The 17,524-nt window shown below is 42.5% G+C and carries 16 protein-coding genes; 12 read left to right on the forward strand and 4 right to left on the reverse strand.

The window, feature by feature from the left end; genetic code table 11:
• Positions 1-8: 8 nt before the first annotated feature.
• The 10 genes from V6668_RS03215 to V6668_RS03260 all read left to right on the forward strand — a co-directional run bounded on the left by V6668_RS03215 (position 9) and on the right by V6668_RS03260 (position 9,673).
• Complete coding sequence (locus V6668_RS03215; RefSeq protein ID WP_338707689.1) at positions 9-566, forward strand: RNA polymerase sigma factor; 558 nt, start codon at positions 9-11, stop codon at positions 564-566.
• Positions 567-646: 80 nt separating this feature from the next.
• A complete protein-coding gene (locus V6668_RS03220; RefSeq protein ID WP_338707690.1) occupies positions 647-1,930 on the forward strand; it encodes a hypothetical protein in 1,284 nt (427 codons plus the stop codon).
• A 59-nt stretch (positions 1,931-1,989) separates the two neighbouring features.
• Entirely contained in the window at positions 1,990-2,448 is a 459-nt protein-coding gene (locus V6668_RS03225; protein WP_338707691.1) for a DUF523 domain-containing protein, read from the forward strand.
• 195 nt (positions 2,449-2,643) lie between these two features.
• Positions 2,644-4,389, forward strand: coding sequence for a methyl-accepting chemotaxis protein (locus V6668_RS03230; RefSeq protein ID WP_338707692.1), 1,746 nt, complete (start codon positions 2,644-2,646; stop codon positions 4,387-4,389).
• Between the two features lie 210 nt (positions 4,390-4,599).
• On the forward strand, positions 4,600-5,277 hold the full coding sequence (locus V6668_RS03235; protein ID WP_036614223.1) for an NAD(P)H-dependent oxidoreductase: 678 nt from the start codon (positions 4,600-4,602) through the stop codon (positions 5,275-5,277).
• A gap of 161 nt (positions 5,278-5,438) precedes the next feature.
• On the forward strand, positions 5,439-5,882 hold the full coding sequence (locus V6668_RS03240; protein WP_308737808.1) for a MarR family winged helix-turn-helix transcriptional regulator: 444 nt from the start codon (positions 5,439-5,441) through the stop codon (positions 5,880-5,882).
• A gap of 166 nt (positions 5,883-6,048) precedes the next feature.
• Complete coding sequence (locus V6668_RS03245) at positions 6,049-6,630, forward strand: NAD(P)H-dependent oxidoreductase (protein WP_338707693.1); 582 nt, start codon at positions 6,049-6,051, stop codon at positions 6,628-6,630.
• 113 nt (positions 6,631-6,743) lie between these two features.
• Positions 6,744-7,055: an ArsR/SmtB family transcription factor gene (locus tag V6668_RS03250; RefSeq protein ID WP_036668255.1), complete on the forward strand. Its 312-nt coding sequence runs from the start codon at positions 6,744-6,746 to the stop codon at positions 7,053-7,055.
• Positions 7,056-7,214: 159 nt separating this feature from the next.
• A complete protein-coding gene (locus tag V6668_RS03255; RefSeq protein WP_051449565.1) occupies positions 7,215-8,249 on the forward strand; it encodes an LLM class flavin-dependent oxidoreductase in 1,035 nt (344 codons plus the stop codon).
• A 263-nt stretch (positions 8,250-8,512) separates the two neighbouring features.
• Entirely contained in the window at positions 8,513-9,673 is a 1,161-nt protein-coding gene (locus V6668_RS03260) for an AI-2E family transporter (RefSeq protein ID WP_338707694.1), read from the forward strand.
• A 154-nt stretch (positions 9,674-9,827) separates the two neighbouring features.
• Here the strand turns inward: V6668_RS03260 and V6668_RS03265 are convergent, their stop codons facing one another.
• Positions 9,828-10,199: an ArsR/SmtB family transcription factor gene (locus V6668_RS03265; RefSeq protein ID WP_036614212.1), complete on the reverse strand. Its 372-nt coding sequence runs from the start codon at positions 10,197-10,199 to the stop codon at positions 9,828-9,830.
• 227 nt (positions 10,200-10,426) lie between these two features.
• Here V6668_RS03265 and V6668_RS03270 point away from each other — a divergent pair, with 227 nt between their 5' ends.
• Together V6668_RS03270 and V6668_RS03275 are read left to right on the forward strand one after the other, a co-directional pair.
• A complete protein-coding gene (locus V6668_RS03270) occupies positions 10,427-12,760 on the forward strand; it encodes a heavy metal translocating P-type ATPase (RefSeq protein WP_338707695.1) in 2,334 nt (777 codons plus the stop codon).
• Between the two features lie 175 nt (positions 12,761-12,935).
• Complete coding sequence (locus tag V6668_RS03275; RefSeq protein WP_101315042.1) at positions 12,936-13,322, forward strand: SdpI family protein; 387 nt, start codon at positions 12,936-12,938, stop codon at positions 13,320-13,322.
• Positions 13,323-14,247: 925 nt separating this feature from the next.
• On the opposite strand, the gene V6668_RS03280 is transcribed toward V6668_RS03275, so the two are convergent.
• The 3 genes from V6668_RS03280 to V6668_RS03290 form a co-directional block, all read right to left on the reverse strand.
• Positions 14,248-15,252, reverse strand: a complete 1,005-nt coding sequence (locus tag V6668_RS03280) for an LCP family protein (RefSeq protein ID WP_036614202.1) — start codon at positions 15,250-15,252, stop codon at positions 14,248-14,250.
• A 103-nt stretch (positions 15,253-15,355) separates the two neighbouring features.
• The gene (locus V6668_RS03285; protein WP_338707696.1) at positions 15,356-15,793 is read right to left on the reverse strand and encodes a hypothetical protein; all 438 of its coding nucleotides are present in this window, start codon (positions 15,791-15,793) and stop codon (positions 15,356-15,358) included.
• Positions 15,768-17,522 (reverse strand): ABC transporter ATP-binding protein, encoded by a 1,755-nt coding sequence (locus tag V6668_RS03290; RefSeq protein WP_338707697.1) that lies wholly within the window; start codon positions 17,520-17,522, stop codon positions 15,768-15,770. The genes V6668_RS03285 and V6668_RS03290 overlap by 26 nt, the downstream gene beginning before the upstream one ends.
• Positions 17,523-17,524 lie beyond the last annotated feature (2 nt).

The following is a 17,524-nucleotide window of genomic DNA, read 5'->3' on the forward strand; positions in this document are numbered from 1 at the left end:
AAGAAATAATGTCCAAAACAGGGAACCAAATCACATTAGACTCAGTCATATTAAGTGAGGTGAAACAACAGTTGGATGATCAATTACTTGCACAGGCTCAGACTATAGACAATTACACACTTAGCAGCATAATGGATGACTACGGAAATGACGTCTGGAATTACGCTTATTTTCTGACCAAAAGTGCCGAACAGGCAGATGAATTGTCACAGGAGGTATTTATTCGGGCGTACTCGGGGATCGCTCATTATCGTGGAGATTGCTCACTGAAAACCTGGCTGTTGACGATTACTAGAAACACCACTTTTACATATCGAAAATCCAGATTTTTTCGTAACAGTCTGTGGGGAGAGACGTTACCCATTGAGACAGAGCATGGGGGTTCGAACCAAAGAGTCATGATTGCAGAGCAGCCTGCACATCCTTCGGCCGAGATGGAAGTGATGCGTAAGGAGCATATCCATGAAATCTGGGATATTGTTCTGGCGTTGCCGAAGAAGTTCCGGGAGATTCTTTTGCTGAATCTGAAGTATGAGCTTACGACGAGTGAGATTGCTGAGATGTAGAAAATCAGCTCAGGCACAGTAAAATCCAGACTTTCCCGAGGTAAGGATAAGGTACGGAAACAATGGGAGGAGCGAAGCAAATGACACACAAGGATGAGCAATGGGAGAAGGAAATCCGGAAGGGACCGTTTGCTTTGTCTCCTTTTACAGAGGATCACAAGCGAAAGGTGCTTCAACAGGTGGAGTGGATGAAGAAGTTGGAAGAGGGAAGCAAGGGAGATAGGCCAGAGAGCAGATCCAGGTCATCCAGGCCGTTTAGACCGCAAGTGAAAAATGCGTCACACAAGCGTCGCCTTAGAAGAGGGCCTCTTGTTGCCGGCACGGGTGCGTTGGTTATTGCTGCTGGATTGTTCCTATGGATCTGGGATGATGGACAGCTGGTGAAACCCGTGATCGAGCAGGTCTATCCGACAGCAACGTTACAGTTATCCGATGGTTTGAACACAAATCTGCTAACCGACAAAATGAAAAGAAATGTTGCGATTACGATGCGAGATGATCTGGGTAAACAGCTGAAGATTAAGAAAGTGGAAGACTTGCCTGTGTCCGGCAGAGTATATGTAGAGGCTGGAAATGAAAGCGAGAAGGAGTATGCACAGATATGGCTCGATGCGACAACAGGAAATCTGCGTGAATTAGGAATGAGACGTGAGATGCAGCCAAGCGAGTTGGAGCACCGTTATCTGCGTCAAGTTCCATCGCTTTTGCAAAGTATAGGCAGCACTCCAACGCTTAAACCTGCATCAGTCCAACGTTTTGTGAGTATGAAGCAAGGGGAGTCGGGGCCAATATCGCATACGACATTAGCGTTAGAGAATGAGACTGGCGATGGTTATGGGGAGATTGTATGGCAGCAGGACAAGGCTGTCTCGATCACAGGTGACCTTAGACCTGATCAAGTATCCCAGGCGGCGCTGGCGGATGCCAGAAAAGCAATTGAGGCTCTGTCTGGTAAAGCCAATCTTGATCTGGTAAGAGTAAGCCGAAGCAAAGATGATGAACTCGGCAAGGATACAGTCTTTTTTTCCTTTAAAGATAACTACTTTGTACAGATGACCGAAGGAAAAGCGGGCATGGGTTATACGGTTGGGGATGCTAATCACTATGAGCAAGACTTTGCAGACTGGGAAGAAATAGAGGCTTATTATCAGGAACTATATAACATACAGGAGTCTCTTCTTAGAGGAGAGGTAGAACCTATAATTAAAAAAATATTTAAAATGGATCTTCAAGCGTATAAACTTCACCGTAATCCTGACCATCCAGGCATGGTCACATTTGAACTGGAGTCGAGCAAGGATGTTTTTCAGGTTGAATATGGGGAAGATGGACGGATCAAGATGATCACCAGAGGCGAGTTATAGAGCTTGATCTTATATGTTACAATTTACTTCATAGATGGAATGAGTATAAGGAGATAACGATGAAATATTTGGTGAGTTCATGTCTGGCAGGGGTAGCTTGCCGTTACAATGGAACAGCGAGTCTGGATGAGAAGATTCAGCAGCTGGTGGAGCAGGAGCAGGCTAAGATGGTATGTCCGGAGCTGCTTGGCGGATTTTCCACTCCACGGGAACCGGCTGAAATTATCGGTGGCACGGGCAAGGACGTACTGGCAGGCACAGCAAAAGTGATCGAGAAAAGTGGCAAGGACGTCACAGAGCTGTATATCAAGGGAGCCTATCAGACACTCGAATGGGCGCGAGAATTGAATGTATCGTGTGTGGTACTGAAGGAGTTTAGTCCGTCCTGTGGTACACAGATGATCTATGATGGGAATTTTGCCAATCACAAGGTAACTGGTGAAGGTGTCACATCAGCATTGCTGCGACAAGAAGGATATACCGTCATTTCTGAAAATGAATGGATGGAGCAACTATAGGTCGAATAGATATCGTTTCATATTCACAGAAAAGCCGCTGGATTATATCCTGGCTGCTTTTCTGTTGTCTCCCATTACTTTTCTCATCAAATGAATAAAGTCAATTTTCCTGAAATGCTAACAAACAATATGGATACATACGATATAGATATAAGATATATAAGGCTATCTACTATTTAAAGTGGGGGAATAATCATGTCAATTCAGTCTAAGCCAAAAAATAAGAAAGGAAATAAACTCAAAAATATGAAATTAACAACAACGATGGTCATCATGACTGTGATTAGTCTAATCGGCTTGTTTACTGTTTTTCTGATTGGGATTTTCGGAATGAACGAAGCAAAAACGGGACAAGGTATCCTCTACAATGACCGCTTCCAGCATCAAACCAATGTTCTTGAATTGAAAAGTAATTTCTATAATATGCGTGCCAATTATACAAAGGTTCTTGATAATGCAGAGTATACCGACAAACAGTACGATCAGGTTCAGAAAGGTAAGAAGAGTATCACGGATGGCTTGAATGAATTTTCAGCAAGAACATTGGATACCAAAGAAAAAGAGATATTTGCAGATTTGGCAACAAAGATGGATACATATTATCAGGATATTGAGCAAATCATGGATACCAAAAAGATGTCGGGCACCTACGATAGTGAAGAGAGAGGAAGAATTAACAAAAGCAGTACAGCGATTGTGGAGACGATCACCCTTTTGAGTGCGCATAACGAAGAAGAGTCAGCCAAGCTCTATGCGGATACACAGGAAGTAATTCAGCAGCGAGCATTGGTGCTTGGTTCGGTTCTTTTGTTTTCACTTGCAGCACTCATTCTTATTTCATTTGTAGTGATTCGCAGTATACGTCAACGAATGAAAGCGATCACCCGTTATTGTGAAGAAATAACACAAGGCAACTTAACGGCATCCTTAGATCCGCATCTAACACAGGGAAATAATGAGATAAGTGTCATCGCACGAGCTATTCGTACAATGACCGATTCCACAACAAATGTCATTCGTGGTGTAGTTCAGGAATCTCATCATATCAACCAGGTTAGCGATCTTACCAACCAGAACATGGCTGGTCTGAATGAACGAATTCGTGAAGTATCAGCTACAGTTGAAGAGCTCTCTGCTGCAATGGAAGAGGCTTCAGCCCATACGGAAAATATGAATCATTCGGCTAATGAGATGCAACAGGGAGCTGAATATATATCGGAACAGACATCTAAACAAGCAGAGTCCGCCTATGTGACCAGCACGAAGGCTGAAAAGTTGAAGCAGGAAGCCCGCGAATCGAGCCGAGCAGCCATAGACATGTACGATCATACGAGTAAGAAGATGTCAGAAGCGCTGGAACGTGCAACTGCTGTAGATCAGATTGGTATATTATCTCAGTCTATTTTGGATGTTACAGCGCAGACTAATCTGCTTGCACTCAATGCATCCATTGAAGCTGCAAGGGCTGGGGAAGCAGGCAGGGGTTTTGCGGTTGTTGCAAGCGAGATTAGAAAGTTGGCTGATGATTCCAGACAGGCTGCCGATCAAATTCAGCAGGTCACGGAGGAAGTTATGCAGTCTGTAACCAATCTGTCCTCGAATGCCAAAGAGTTGCTATCCTTTATGTTCAATCAGGTTGGCAAAGATTATAAATTATTGGAGGATACAGCTGAACAGTATTATGTCGATTCTCTTGATCATGCCAATGCAGTTAAAGATCTCAATGCAACCTCACAACAAGTGACTGCGAATATCAAAATACTAGTGGGCTCCATTCACGAGATTGCATCAGCAAGTGAACAATCAGCCGCATCCAGTCAGGAAATTGCAGGACATATGGTTGCCTCTGCTGCGCAATCTGTGGAAGTAGTTAAACAATCTGATCAAGTCAAGGATAGTGCATTAAATCTGAATAAGCTGGTTCAAGATTTCAAGATTTAAAAGAAAAGAGTCATAGATAATCCACTAGGGCCATGTATGTGCCCAGTGGATTATTGCTGTCTTTCATCCAATACTTACTTTTATAAACCAAGAAACAATAATGTGCGTACTTTTAATTTATACACATAGGTCCTAAACTAATACTTGAGATGAAACCACTTTAACATTATTGTTCAACATAAAAAAAATAATAAAAGGACGTGGAGCTCCATGGAAGTTACAGCAAAGTCAAAGACAAAGGAAGACATCTTAAAGGCGTATCATTTCCGGCATGCAACAAAGATTTTTGATGATACCCGCAAAATCTCGGATGAGGATTTCCAATTTATATTGGAAACAGGCAGATTATCTCCAAGTTCCATTGGCCTTGAACCGTGGAAGTTTCTGATTGTACAAAATCCGAATCTGCGTAAGCGTCTGTCCGAAGTCTCTTCCGGCGCTCAAAAGCAATTGGCTACAGCAAGTCATTTTGTTGTTATTTTGGCCCGATCAGATGCCAGTTATAATTCTCCCTATGCGGAGTACATGTTGAAGGAAACAAAGGGAATGCCAAATAACGTATTTGAGCTAACAAGTGAGGCTTATGGAAAGTTTCAAAATAACCAGAAGATTCTGGATAATCCACGATCATTATTCGACTGGGCATCTAAACAAACTTATATTGCACTCGGCAACATGATGACGGCGGCAGCTCAGATCGAGATTGATTCTTGTCCAATCGAAGGTTTCAGCCGTGAGGGCGTCCACCGTATTATGGAAGAAGAGGGCTTGCTAGAAAATGGCGCATGGGGCGTCTCTATGATGGCAGCCTTCGGTTATCGCGCAGAGGAGCCCCAGCGTGAGAAGTCCCGACAATCCGTTGAGAAAATCACGCAATGGATTAACTGAATTCAGCATGAATCCAAGATGAATTCAAAAACGATTAGCTAAGATCTAACATTATAGATCAGGATCAGAGCAGAATCGAAACAGCCCGATATTTTCCACATGTTAGCAGGATGGAAAGGGCTGTTTTTCTTTTTTATATAAAATAACTTGAAAATACATAGATGTCTATGTATAATGAGGTCATGCCTAAATACAACGCAATTGCACTGATTGCAAGAATCAGAGACCATGTCAACAAACGGATTGTACACGAATTGGAACAGCATGAGGTAACAGGGATTGTTCCTTCTCATGGGGATGTATTGATGTTTTTGTACCGGGAAGAGACGCTGTCGATCAAGATGTTGGCTGAACGTGTTCAACGCACGCAACCAACGGTAACGGTACTGGTCAACAAGCTGGAGAAGCTTGGCTATGTTGAACGCAGCAAGAGTGCCGAAGATAGCCGAGTGACGATGATTCGCCTAACCGAACAGGGGAAGCGACTCGAACCGATCTTTCATCAGGTATCAGAGCAGATTAATGACATCATCTATAGTGGCTTGTCCGATGAACAGTCGGAGCAATTGGAGAGCTTGTTATCCATTATTGTCCGAAAGTTATAATGAATGAACTCTTCTGTCTGCAACCCTTCCAGATTTGAATGGGTGGAGGCAGAGGAGCCCCAATATTTTTTTACCCATATACATAGATATCTATGTATGCGGAAGCGTATCAATGTAACCCCATTTTCGCAACCTAACTCAAACCAAACCTGGAGGGATTCACACCATGAAACATCTTATCGTATATGCTCACCCACACACAGACAGCTTGAATAACGCAATCCTCAATACTGCTGTAGAAGCTCTCGAAGCTCAAGGCCATGAAGTGGTTGTCCGTGACTTGTACAAACTTGGATTCCAACCCGTACTGACTGAAGCTGACACAGCTTCCATGCGTGCAGGACAGACACCACAGGATATCGCAACAGAGCAACAGTTTGTTACGGATGCAGAAGTTATCACATTCATCTATCCGATCTGGTGGACAGGTCTTCCTGCCATTATGAAAGGATATGTTGACCGTGTATTCGCTTATGGTTTTGCATATGCAGCAGGTGAAGCGGGAATCGAGAAATTGCTGACAGGCAAAAAAGGACTCATCATCAACACGCATGGTACACCAAATGAAATTTACGATCAGATTGGCATGACTGCTGGACTGAAATTAACTTCAGACGTAGGTATCTTCGATTTTGTAGGTATTGAAGCCGTAGATCATCTGCTCTTCGGTAGTATTGGATACCTGGATGCACCCGCATATCAAGCCATGTTGGATCAGGTTAAACAGACGATTACAATCAATTTCTAATATGGATGTTGAATCCAGATACGGATTCCATATGATACCAGACCGACTCGATCATGAGTCGGTTTGTTTGTTCATGTGTTTGCAAAATGCATGAAAGGGGGTATAATTTACCCATGGAACCTATACTTATATTTAAAGCATTATCGAACGAGACACGTAGACAAATCCTGTTGTGGCTCAAAAACCCGGAGCAACACTTCCCACCGCTGGAACTATCTCAGCATCCGGATGGTGGCAAGAACGGAATCTGTGTTGGCACGATTCAAGTGAAGGCTGGACTGGCTCAGTCGGTTATATCCAGTTATCTGCTGACTATGCTCAAGGCAGGGTTGCTGCTCTCCGAGCGCAGAGGACAATGGACGTATTATCGGCGCAACGAAGAGACGATACGTCAGTTTGCCGAATACGTACAGAACGAGTTATAAGCCGGATGCCGGAACGGAAGCTAGGATGCATATGCACGCAGGGATTCCGTCCGGATGTAAACGGCTAGTTTATCATCACATCATCATATCCAGTTGCGATTTAATTAATCTATATATCTGGATATACAAAAATATAATCATCGAGGAGATTAAACGATAATGACTACTGAAAATACGGCTTCATCCCATAAAGAACACATCAATGACGTTAAGCTTTCCATCCTGGATCTGGCCCCCGTCGTTGTGGGTGCAACACCTGCTGATGCTTTGCGCAACAGTCTCGATCTGGCACAGCATGCTGAGCGTTGGGGGTATCACCGTTACTGGGTAGCTGAACATCACAACATGCCGGGTATTGCTTCATCCGCAACTTCGGTTGTTATTGGATATCTGGCTGGTGGAACCAAAACGATTCGTCTGGGTTCAGGAGGCATCATGTTGCCCAACCATGCACCGCTTGTCATCGCTGAGCAGTTCGGCACACTGGAATCCTTGTATCCTGGCAGAATTGACCTGGGACTGGGTCGCGCACCAGGGAGTGACCGCCGTACATCGCTTGCACTACGCAAAGATCTGAACAGTGGGGAAGATTTCCCTGAGCTGTTGGCAGAACTTAGAGCATACTTTGATGCTTCGGCGACATCTTATCATGCGCCTGTTCGCGCAGTTCCTGGAGAAGGATTAAATATTCCAATTTACCTCTTGGGGTCCAGTGATTTCAGTGCACGTCTGGCAGGTCAGCTGGGATTGCCGTTTGCTTTTGCCAGCCACTTCTCGCCCGATTACACCCGGATTGCACTGGAAACGTATCGAAACAACTTCCAACCATCTGATAGCTTGAAGGAGCCACATGTGATTGTTGGTGTTAACGCCGTTGTTGCGGATACAGACGAGGAAGCAGCATGGCTGGGTACAACGATGCAACAGCAGTTCCTGAACATTATTCGTGGCACAACGGGATTGGTACAGCCTCCGGCAGAGATGGAAGGCAAATGGACGGATCGTGAGAAAGCTGGTGTGGAGCAGACGCTGAAGGCAGCTGTTAATGGTTCACCAGAAACCGTACGTGGACAGTTGGAGTCTTTCATTCGGCAGACGCAGGCAGATGAGCTGATTATTACGTCGATGATCTATGATCATAAGGCACGTCTGCATTCCTATGAGTTAATCGCACAATTAGCGGGAAAAGCTTAATCTTCATTTTTCAGCATAAAAGCTGGCTTATTGGTAGGGTATAGCTATAAATTTACGGTTCGTCTCCCAGTGAGGCGAGCCGTTTTTGAATAGGGAGAATTTGCAAATGATTCGTGTGGGGCAGAAGACTCATTTTGGGGTAAAATGACTTTACCGGTTTAATTTGAAACGGTTAAACAGCACCATACGTATAAATCCAGAGTGTTATACATATGTTGGCTTGTACAAGGTATTTTAGATACATAAGAGAGGACGACACGCCTATGGAGCAACCTGAGCAACCCCGCGTTTGGCCGGAGCGGTTCAAGCGATTTTTTCTTAACAACAAGTTTGTTCTATTTCTGCTGATTCTGCTGTTGGTGGGACTGAACGTGATGGTTCTGACCAAAGTATCCTTTGTTCTTCATCCGCTCGCAGTACTCATCAAAACCATTGTGTTACCTATTATTCTGTCAGGCATACTCTATTATCTGCTGAATCCGATTGTGGATGTGATGGAGCGGTGGAAAATTAAGCGTGGCTGGTCCATTCTGATCCTGTATCTTGCGATTGGAGGCATTCTGACCGTCGTAGTGCTGGCGGTCATTCCGGTTGTACGGAACCAGATTATGGGGCTGATCGAAAATTTCCCAACATACAGCGAGACGGTAAAACAGCAGTTTGAGGAGCTTACGGGCAGTAAATTGTTCGGTCAGTTCCAGGAGACGGTGAATCTGAATTCGCAGGACTGGTGGGGAACAATCTCGCAAAAGGCTACTGAAATTCTAAACTCGACCTGGACCAAATTGGGCGGATTCCTCGGAGCTTTCACTGAGACTGTACTGTCTATCGTAACGGTTCCATTCATTCTGTTCTATCTGCTGAAAGACGGCAAGAAGCTGCCAGCTAAAATTCTGTCTTTCCTGCCGATCAAGAGCCGTACGGGCGCAATGCATGTGCTGGAAGACATCAATCACCAGATCAGTTCATTCATTCGTGGACAGATTATCGTCAGCTTCTGCATCGGTATTCTGCTCTACATCGGTTATATGGTCATTGGTCTGGATTATGCACTGATTCTTGCAATTATCGCATCGTTCACAAGTGTTGTTCCGTATCTGGGACCAGCAATTGCGATTACACCTGCGTTGATTGTGGCCCTGGTTACTTCGCCGGTGATGCTGTTGAAGATGGTTGCCGTATGGACAATCGTGCAGTTAATCGAGGGTAAATTCATCTCACCACAGATCATGGGCAAAACGCTGAAGATTCATCCCATCACGATTATCTTTGTCATTCTGACTTCGGGTAATCTGTTTGGAGTCGTGGGCATTCTGCTCGCTGTTCCAGGATACGCGGTGCTGAAAGTATGTGTATCACATATCTTCAACTGGTTCAAGGACAGATCGGGCCTGTACGACCCGAACAAGAACAATCTTTTATAACCGAGTGGCAAGCTCCAATGGATAGTTAATCAGAAGATATAGTCACTTTGTATCCATCCTGTATAAAACGGTACCCTTACCAAGAAGAACCCCCAACCATCGGCATATAGCCGAGAGGCGGGGGTTCTTCTGCATGAACAAGCTTGGCTGCTGCCTAGCTGTGTTTAATATGCTGGAGCGTTTGCAGGAAAATCTGCTCAATATGAGCATCATCCAGAGAGTAGTACACGGTCTTACCTTCCTTGCGCCGCTTGACGATCCGCATGTTGCGGAGTGAACGCAGCTGGTGTGAAATGGCCGACTGTCCCATGTCGAGCAGAACCGTCAGGTCATGAACACATAATTCCTTCTGTAACAGCGCATCAATAATACGTAGACGTGTGGGGTCGCTGAATGCCTTGAACCAATCTGCCATCTCGGAAGATGTCTCCCGATCTATGAGTGAAGTGCGAATCGTCTGCACGTCGGCTTCAGTACCTGAGCAGGCTGCATCACATTCGCTTGGTGCTTTAACCGGTTGTTCCATTTCCTATCACCGCCTATGTTAACAACTATAGCTCTATTATATCCAAAACCCGCCTAAAGCGAAATGATTACTATTAGCATAATCTGTATGAAAAATCAACAACGATTGTTGACACTCATGTTTAGGCGTGCATATAATAGGGGTAACCAAACATATGAATGAGTGCTCATATATTGAATACAATTGAAATATAACATCGTTTTTGTACTGCAAAGGGGAGAATTCACATGGGAACCGGACAGGAACAGGTGAAAAGGGAACTGCTACTTGATGGATTGGATTGTGCGAACTGCGCATTAAAGATCGAGAATGGCGTCAAAAAAATTAAGGGCATTAACGAATGCTCTGTCAATTTTGTTACCAAAACATTATCGCTGCACACCACTTCCGATATGGATGAACAGGTAGTGGAAGAAGCAAAGCGCAAAGTGCTTCGGCTGGAGCCGCATATTCGCATTTCGGAAAAAGGAAAACACGTGAACGGACATGTGCACACCCATACAGGGAGTGCAGCTGGTGCGCATAACCACAGTCATGACCATACTGGACATAATCATGGACATTCACATTCACACGGCAAACACTCGCATACTCATGATCAACATCAACATGGTCATACACATGAGCACGGGAGTCATGCTGGGCATGATCACAGCCATACCCATGATGATGCCCATGCAGGCCACTCACATGAACATGGTGCAGGACAGACAAAAGTGTTACTTGCTCGTCTTGCTGCAGGTTCTGTGCTGCTCGCAGCTGCAATCTGGTCGCCACTGGAGGGCTGGGCACAGTTTACTCTATATGCGCTCGCTTATCTGATTGCCGGGGGAGATATCGTGCTCCAGGCGTCCAAAAACATCATCCGCGGTCAGGTATTCGATGAATACTTCCTGATGTCCGTCGCTACCTTGGGTGCCTTTGCTATTGGAGAGTATCCGGAAGGGGTAGCGGTCATGCTCTTTTATCAGCTCGGGGAGCTGTTTCAGGGCATGGCGGTTAATCGGTCACGCAAGTCGATTCAAGCGCTCATGGACATTCGCCCGGACTACGCGAATATCCTGACGGGTTCGGGTGACGAGACCCGTCGTGTATCTCCAGAAGACGTACGAATTGGTGATCGTATTGTCGTGAAAGCAGGAGAGCGAGTACCGCTGGATGGTATCGTTAGAGCTGGGCGTTCCATGGTGGACACTTCTGCTCTGACAGGTGAATCGGTACCTCGTGAGCTGGAGTCCGGAAGTGATGTACTGAGTGGATTTGTGAACAAAAATGGTATGTTGACGATTGAAGTGACTAAAACGTTTGGTGAATCAACGGTATCCAAGATTCTGGACCTGGTGCAGAACGCGAGCAGCCGGAAAGCGAAAACAGAGCATTTTATTAGTAAATTTGCCCGTTATTACACACCGGTTGTTGTTATCCTTGCAGCCGTGATTGCATTTGTTCCGCCGTTGATACTTAGTGGTGCAACATTTGCCGATTGGATCTATCGTGCATTGGTCTTCCTGGTTATATCATGTCCTTGTGCGCTGGTGGTCTCTATTCCACTTGGATTCTTTGGTGGTATCGGAGCAGCTTCACGTAACGGGATTCTTGTCAAAGGCAGTAACTACCTTGAAGCGTTGAACGATGTAAAAGTCGTTGTTTTTGATAAAACGGGTACACTAACCAAAGGTGTATTCAAAGTAACAGCCATTCATCCCGAAGGTGGACGCACGGAAGAAGAACTGATGGAGCTTGCAGCTATTGCCGAAGCCAATTCCAATCATCCGATTGCCGAATCCATTCGCGCAGCTTGGGCCAAAGCCATTCCCACGCAAGGTGTGGAAGGTTATGACGAAGTTGCCGGACATGGGATTAAGGTGAGCGTCGATGGTCGGGAAGTGCTGGCAGGCAACGCCAAATTAATGAAGCAGGCGGGTATATCCTATACCACACCAGAGACAGCCGGAACGATAGTCCACGTGGCTGAAGCTGGTACGTATGTTGGTCATCTGATCATTGCCGATGAAGTGAAGGATGACGCAGCCGCAGCCATTCAGGCGCTGAAGAAACTCGGCATCCGCAAAACGGTCATGCTGACAGGTGATGCCAAAGCCGTAGGTGAAGCGGTAGGACGTGAGCTGGGTGTGGATGAGGTCTACGCTGAATTGTTGCCACAGGATAAAGTCGAGCGACTGGAACAACTGGAAGCTGCCAAATCTCCGAAGGAGAAAATGGTGTTTGTCGGTGACGGTATCAACGATACACCTGTGCTGGCACGCGCCGATGTGGGTGTGGCCATGGGTGGACTTGGTTCAGATGCCGCGATTGAAGCAGCAGATGTGGTCATCATGACCGATGAACCGTCGAAACTAGCGAGTGCAATCCGCATTGCTAAGCGTACACGAATGATTGTGTGGCAAAATATCGCGTTTGCTCTGGGAGTTAAAGCGATCTTCCTGTTACTCGGTGTGTTTGGCATAGCTACCATGTGGGAAGCGGTATTCTCGGATGTCGGTGTCACGGTGCTAGCTGTCCTGAACGCCATGCGTGTACTTCGTGTGAAGAATATCTAAGTTTACGAAACGATCCAGGCGGCTCTTCGTATATACGTAGAGCCGTTTTTATATTTTTATGTAGATAAGTCTAACTAGACATTTACACGAGAACGGAGAGGACAGAAATAACCTGAAGAAGCGAAGCTACATCGGAAGGTTATTCTGTCATCGGAGTGTCAGTGTGAGCAGGTCTATGGAAGACAACAGTGAAGGGGAGAACGTTTTGACAGGAGCAGTAGTAGGGATCATCATCGGAGTGTGTTATTTCATTCTGGGGTTCATGGTGTTCAAAAAACCACCGAAAATGATTAACGGAATATATGGTTATCGGACCCCGCGTGCAATGAGTAATCCCGAGTTATGGGACGAAGCGCAAAGTTATAGCGCCAATCTGATGATGCAATTTGGTGTGATTATTACGATATTCGGCATTATCGGTTTCTGGCTTACAGATGTACGAGCTTTGGTTCTGAGTCTGGTTGCTACAGGATTCTATACGTTCAGATTGTTTACCAGAGTTGAAGGCCGGTTGAAGCAAATGCAGCGTGCTCAACAGCAACAGAATGAGCAGAACGTTTAAGGTAAAGTGAATGAATAGTGTACAGAGGAAGACCTGCGTGTGAAGCGGGTCTTTTTTGTATGTACCAATCACGGGGACTAGTTAAGTGGTGAAAGTTCGCTGTTGGGGGAGTTAAGAACCCATAGGCAAAGAGCAAGGGTATCCATCGCGAGTTGGTATCCGTCGATGAAAGTTTCTAAAACAGTAGGAAGCACAGCTAAACTTCGGAAAGGAGGGATTAACGCAAAAGAAGAGTGCGGAACGCGAAGGATATGGTGGAACGTGCAGTCATGTAAAGATAACCGAAACGGACAGCACCAACGTAAACGATTCATAGGAAAGGCTGCTTGAGAAAATGTTAAAGCAAACACGGCGGAATTCTGTTTGAAGCGTAGAAATACCCAGTCCAAAAATGAACTTTGTACAGCCTATTTTCAGTCCTTATGCGAATGAACGCTAATCTAACTTGGCTAACCATGAAGAGGAAGAGAGTAGGGCTTATTAATAATATAAAGTTCCCATTAGTAACATTATCTCAATCAAATAATAATCAAACAGGATTGCATAAAGTATTGTTTATACAAAAAAGAATTTATTGTATTATTTAGTATTTTTTTATATATAATTTATGTTATTTTGTATTATGTGGATATATAATACATATTAGAAAGGAGCTGATTTATATGGCGGGATGTCCATCAGGTTGGACTTATACTAGTCAATGTAACGATCAATGGTCTTGTAACCTTAATCAAGTGTGCAGCACCGTACCAGTATTAGAATATACTTGGTACAGACACGAGTATCACAGATGCAGAAATAACAAAACAGGAGCAACTGACTGCTATTGGGCAGATAGTCATTATTCACAATGTTGCTAACGTGAATTAAACTAGTAGGGCTTATGCTCCTACTAGTTTTTTTGCTATTTCAACTAAAAACTCTATTAATCCATATTTTTAGGATGTAGAAGTCCCTCTTCATCAGAACTACCCAGCCAACTTGCAATAAGATCTTGGGCGTATTCTAAATCTTCAGAATCAATGTCATAATACCAAGTCGTTCCTCTCATTTTCCCATTACCTTGAAGCATATAATTTTCAAAGTTAGGAGAGGAATCCTTTAAGTAAACAGTTTCTGCTAAGTTCAGAATAAAATCAGAGTCCATATTAGTTGTGAAATTAGAACCAGCAATATCTATTAATTCTGGAATTTTAGAAATGTTTTTCAATTCCAAAGCTTTATCCATCAAAGCGCTGATAAAAATACGTTGACGTTCGGTACGTTTAAAATCAGAATCTTCACGGTAACGGACATAGGCTAAAGCATCTTGACCATAATAAATTGGCTTATGGGGTTCTATTCTTAATTTTTCATGAATAGGATTTTTGTTTTCAATTAATTCAGTTATCGGTAATTTAACTCCACCTATTGCATCAACAATGTCTTTCATCCCATTGAAATTTACAGCAGCATAGTAATTTACTTTATTTTTCAGAAGATTCTCCACGGTATCTATGGTCATTTTTGCTCCACCATGGGCATATGCAGAGTTTATTTTGGATGTTACATCTCTTCCGATAATATCGGTGTAAGTATCCCTAGGAATGGAGAGTAGTAGTATTTTATCCTCTTTAGGCCGTATTACAGAGTATATTATTGTATCTGACCGACTAGGTTCACCTTCACGTTGGTCGATACCAAGCAATAGTAAGGAAAAAGGTTCGCTCACTTCTACTTTAGGACTTTTGCTTTCATATCCCACGGGTTTGTATGATTTATCTAGCGTTTTTTTAACATCTTTCTTTAACACTGTATTAAACCCAAATACAGATAATTCTTTTCTAAATAAATAGGTTGAACCAGCGAGAAGAATAAGTGCTGTAAGAGTCAGTATAGCCCATTTTTTTTTATTAAATTTTTTATGTTTTTTTTGTTTCCTGGATACCATCAATTATGCCACTCCTTTAATAATGAATACAAATGGAAAGCGGGCTCTAGGAGAAAAATATATTTTCTCAAAGAAAACCCCGCTAAATTATAGATGAGAACAATCAAAAGTCAAAAGCAGTTATCATTTTCATAAATGAATTCACATCGTCAAATTCAGTTGTGCTGATTACTTGATGATTTTGATCAGTGTGATAACAGTAGGGCGTGCTAGGAACTTTATACTTCTCTACGAGCTCTTTTTTTGTAATCGCATATATGGTGAAACTCGAATTATAGTAAGTATCAAGTTCTTTGACTTCTTCAACCGTAGCAACGATATATAGGACTAGATTAATCTTTTCTTTATTGTGCTCTGCTGTACTAGTCTTTTGTATGGCTGTGATGACCTCAATACAATCTTGGCAAGTTAAGGATAAAAAAACAACATTGCTTTTTGGCTGACGGTCATGGTGAGGGAACATTTCTCCTGGTCGAAATGACTCTATTACATTTTCGCTTCCGTGTTGAGCATCCTTAAATAGTTGTTTGAACAAGCCCATTATATTCTTCCTCCATTTTTTGACTCTGATATAAGTTGTAATATGTTCCTCTTGAATTCATGAGTTGATGATGTGTCCCAACTTCTACTATTCTCCCATTATCCATAACAATAATTCGATCAAAAAGTTTGCATAAATTTAAACGGTGAGTGATAAAAATTAAATTTTTTCTTCGTTCTTCTTGAATATACGTATTAATAAATTTGAATTCTGACTCCGGATCCAACGCGGAAGTGGCTTCATCTAGGATCATAAATTCGCAATCTTTATATAATGCTCGTGCTAAAGCAACCTTTTGCCACTGACCACCTGAAAGTTGTCTAGAACCTTCATATTCGTATCCCAATACAGTATTCAAATCAATATCAGGAATGAGGTTTGAATATGTTCTTTTAATGCTGAGAATCTTTTCAATATTAGGTTTATCAGAAAGAGAGATATTTTCTTTTAATGTAAAAGGGTATTTCATAAAATCCTGAGTTACCATAGAAAAATTGCTAAAATATGAGGTTGAATCTAACAATTTTATATCTATTCCACCAATAAAGACAGTTTGAGCTTCAATATCGTGTAATCCAGCAATAATTTTAGATAAAGTCGATTTTCCAGATCCATTACTGCCTACAATAGAGATTTTTTCTCCACTTTTAATATTTAGATGAATTCCATTAAGAGTTTTAAATTTTTGGTTAGGATACTGGAAGTTAAGGTTTTGTATGGATAAATCTTTTGATCTTATACTTACACTATCTTTACTTTCTATACCTATATTAGAATATTTTCCAAAAAAATCAACCAATTTCTTAGTTGATATATGATATTGCTTAATTTGTCTGTAATAACTTGCAACACCATAGAATGAGGATTCGATCATTGTAATTGCTGCTAAAAGTGAAATGTAATCTCCGAATGATATTATTTTATTCATTAATGCAAAGACTAGAACAGACTGATTTAACAGCAGGCCCAAGTTAGATTGAAGGCCAAGGATGAGTTTTTTTACAGACTCATGTCTTTTGTATTTTAATGTTTGTATAATTTCTTCTCTATACGATTGATCCCAATGGTTCAGTATAAAAGGTTTAGCAGAAAATATCAGTATTTCTTTAATAGCTAATGGTGTTAAGAGGAGGCTTTGAAGGATTGAACGTTTTCTAGAAACTTCTGTAGTTTGTTCGACAAATTGATAATCTTTCACTGCCAATTTAGATTCAGTGAGCAATTTAGGTAAGTTGAGCAATAATATTATAAAGGGAAGAAACCAAATTTTCTGAAATATAACAACGAAATAGAAAGTTATGGAGAATAAAAGACTAACAAATTGTAGAAAAGATAAAGTTAAACCTGATATAGAATCGAATCCATACTTTGCGATGTTCAATTCATTTTGATACTTAGGCGTTTCTACATTTGTAATAGCTTGTGGATTAATTTTATTTAAGAATATGGTGTCCAGATTAAAGCTCATTTGAATACGTACTTTATCTTGAAAGTATGTATTAATGACTTTGATTAAATTCATGCCAATATACACTGAAAAAAGAAGACCCATCCATAGAACAACTTGTTGGGAATTAATTGAATTACTTACTAACGTATCTGTTAAATGTTTTGTTACTTCTATCTGACTTGTAGAAAGCAATGCAGTTAACAAGCCTAACACAAGAATTGTCACGTACAATCTCCAAGAATTATGATGAATTTCTTTTTTTAATAAATTAAACTTCATAA

The organism is Paenibacillus amylolyticus (assembly GCF_036894225.1).
GTDB lineage: Bacteria > Bacillota > Bacilli > Paenibacillales > Paenibacillaceae > Paenibacillus > Paenibacillus amylolyticus.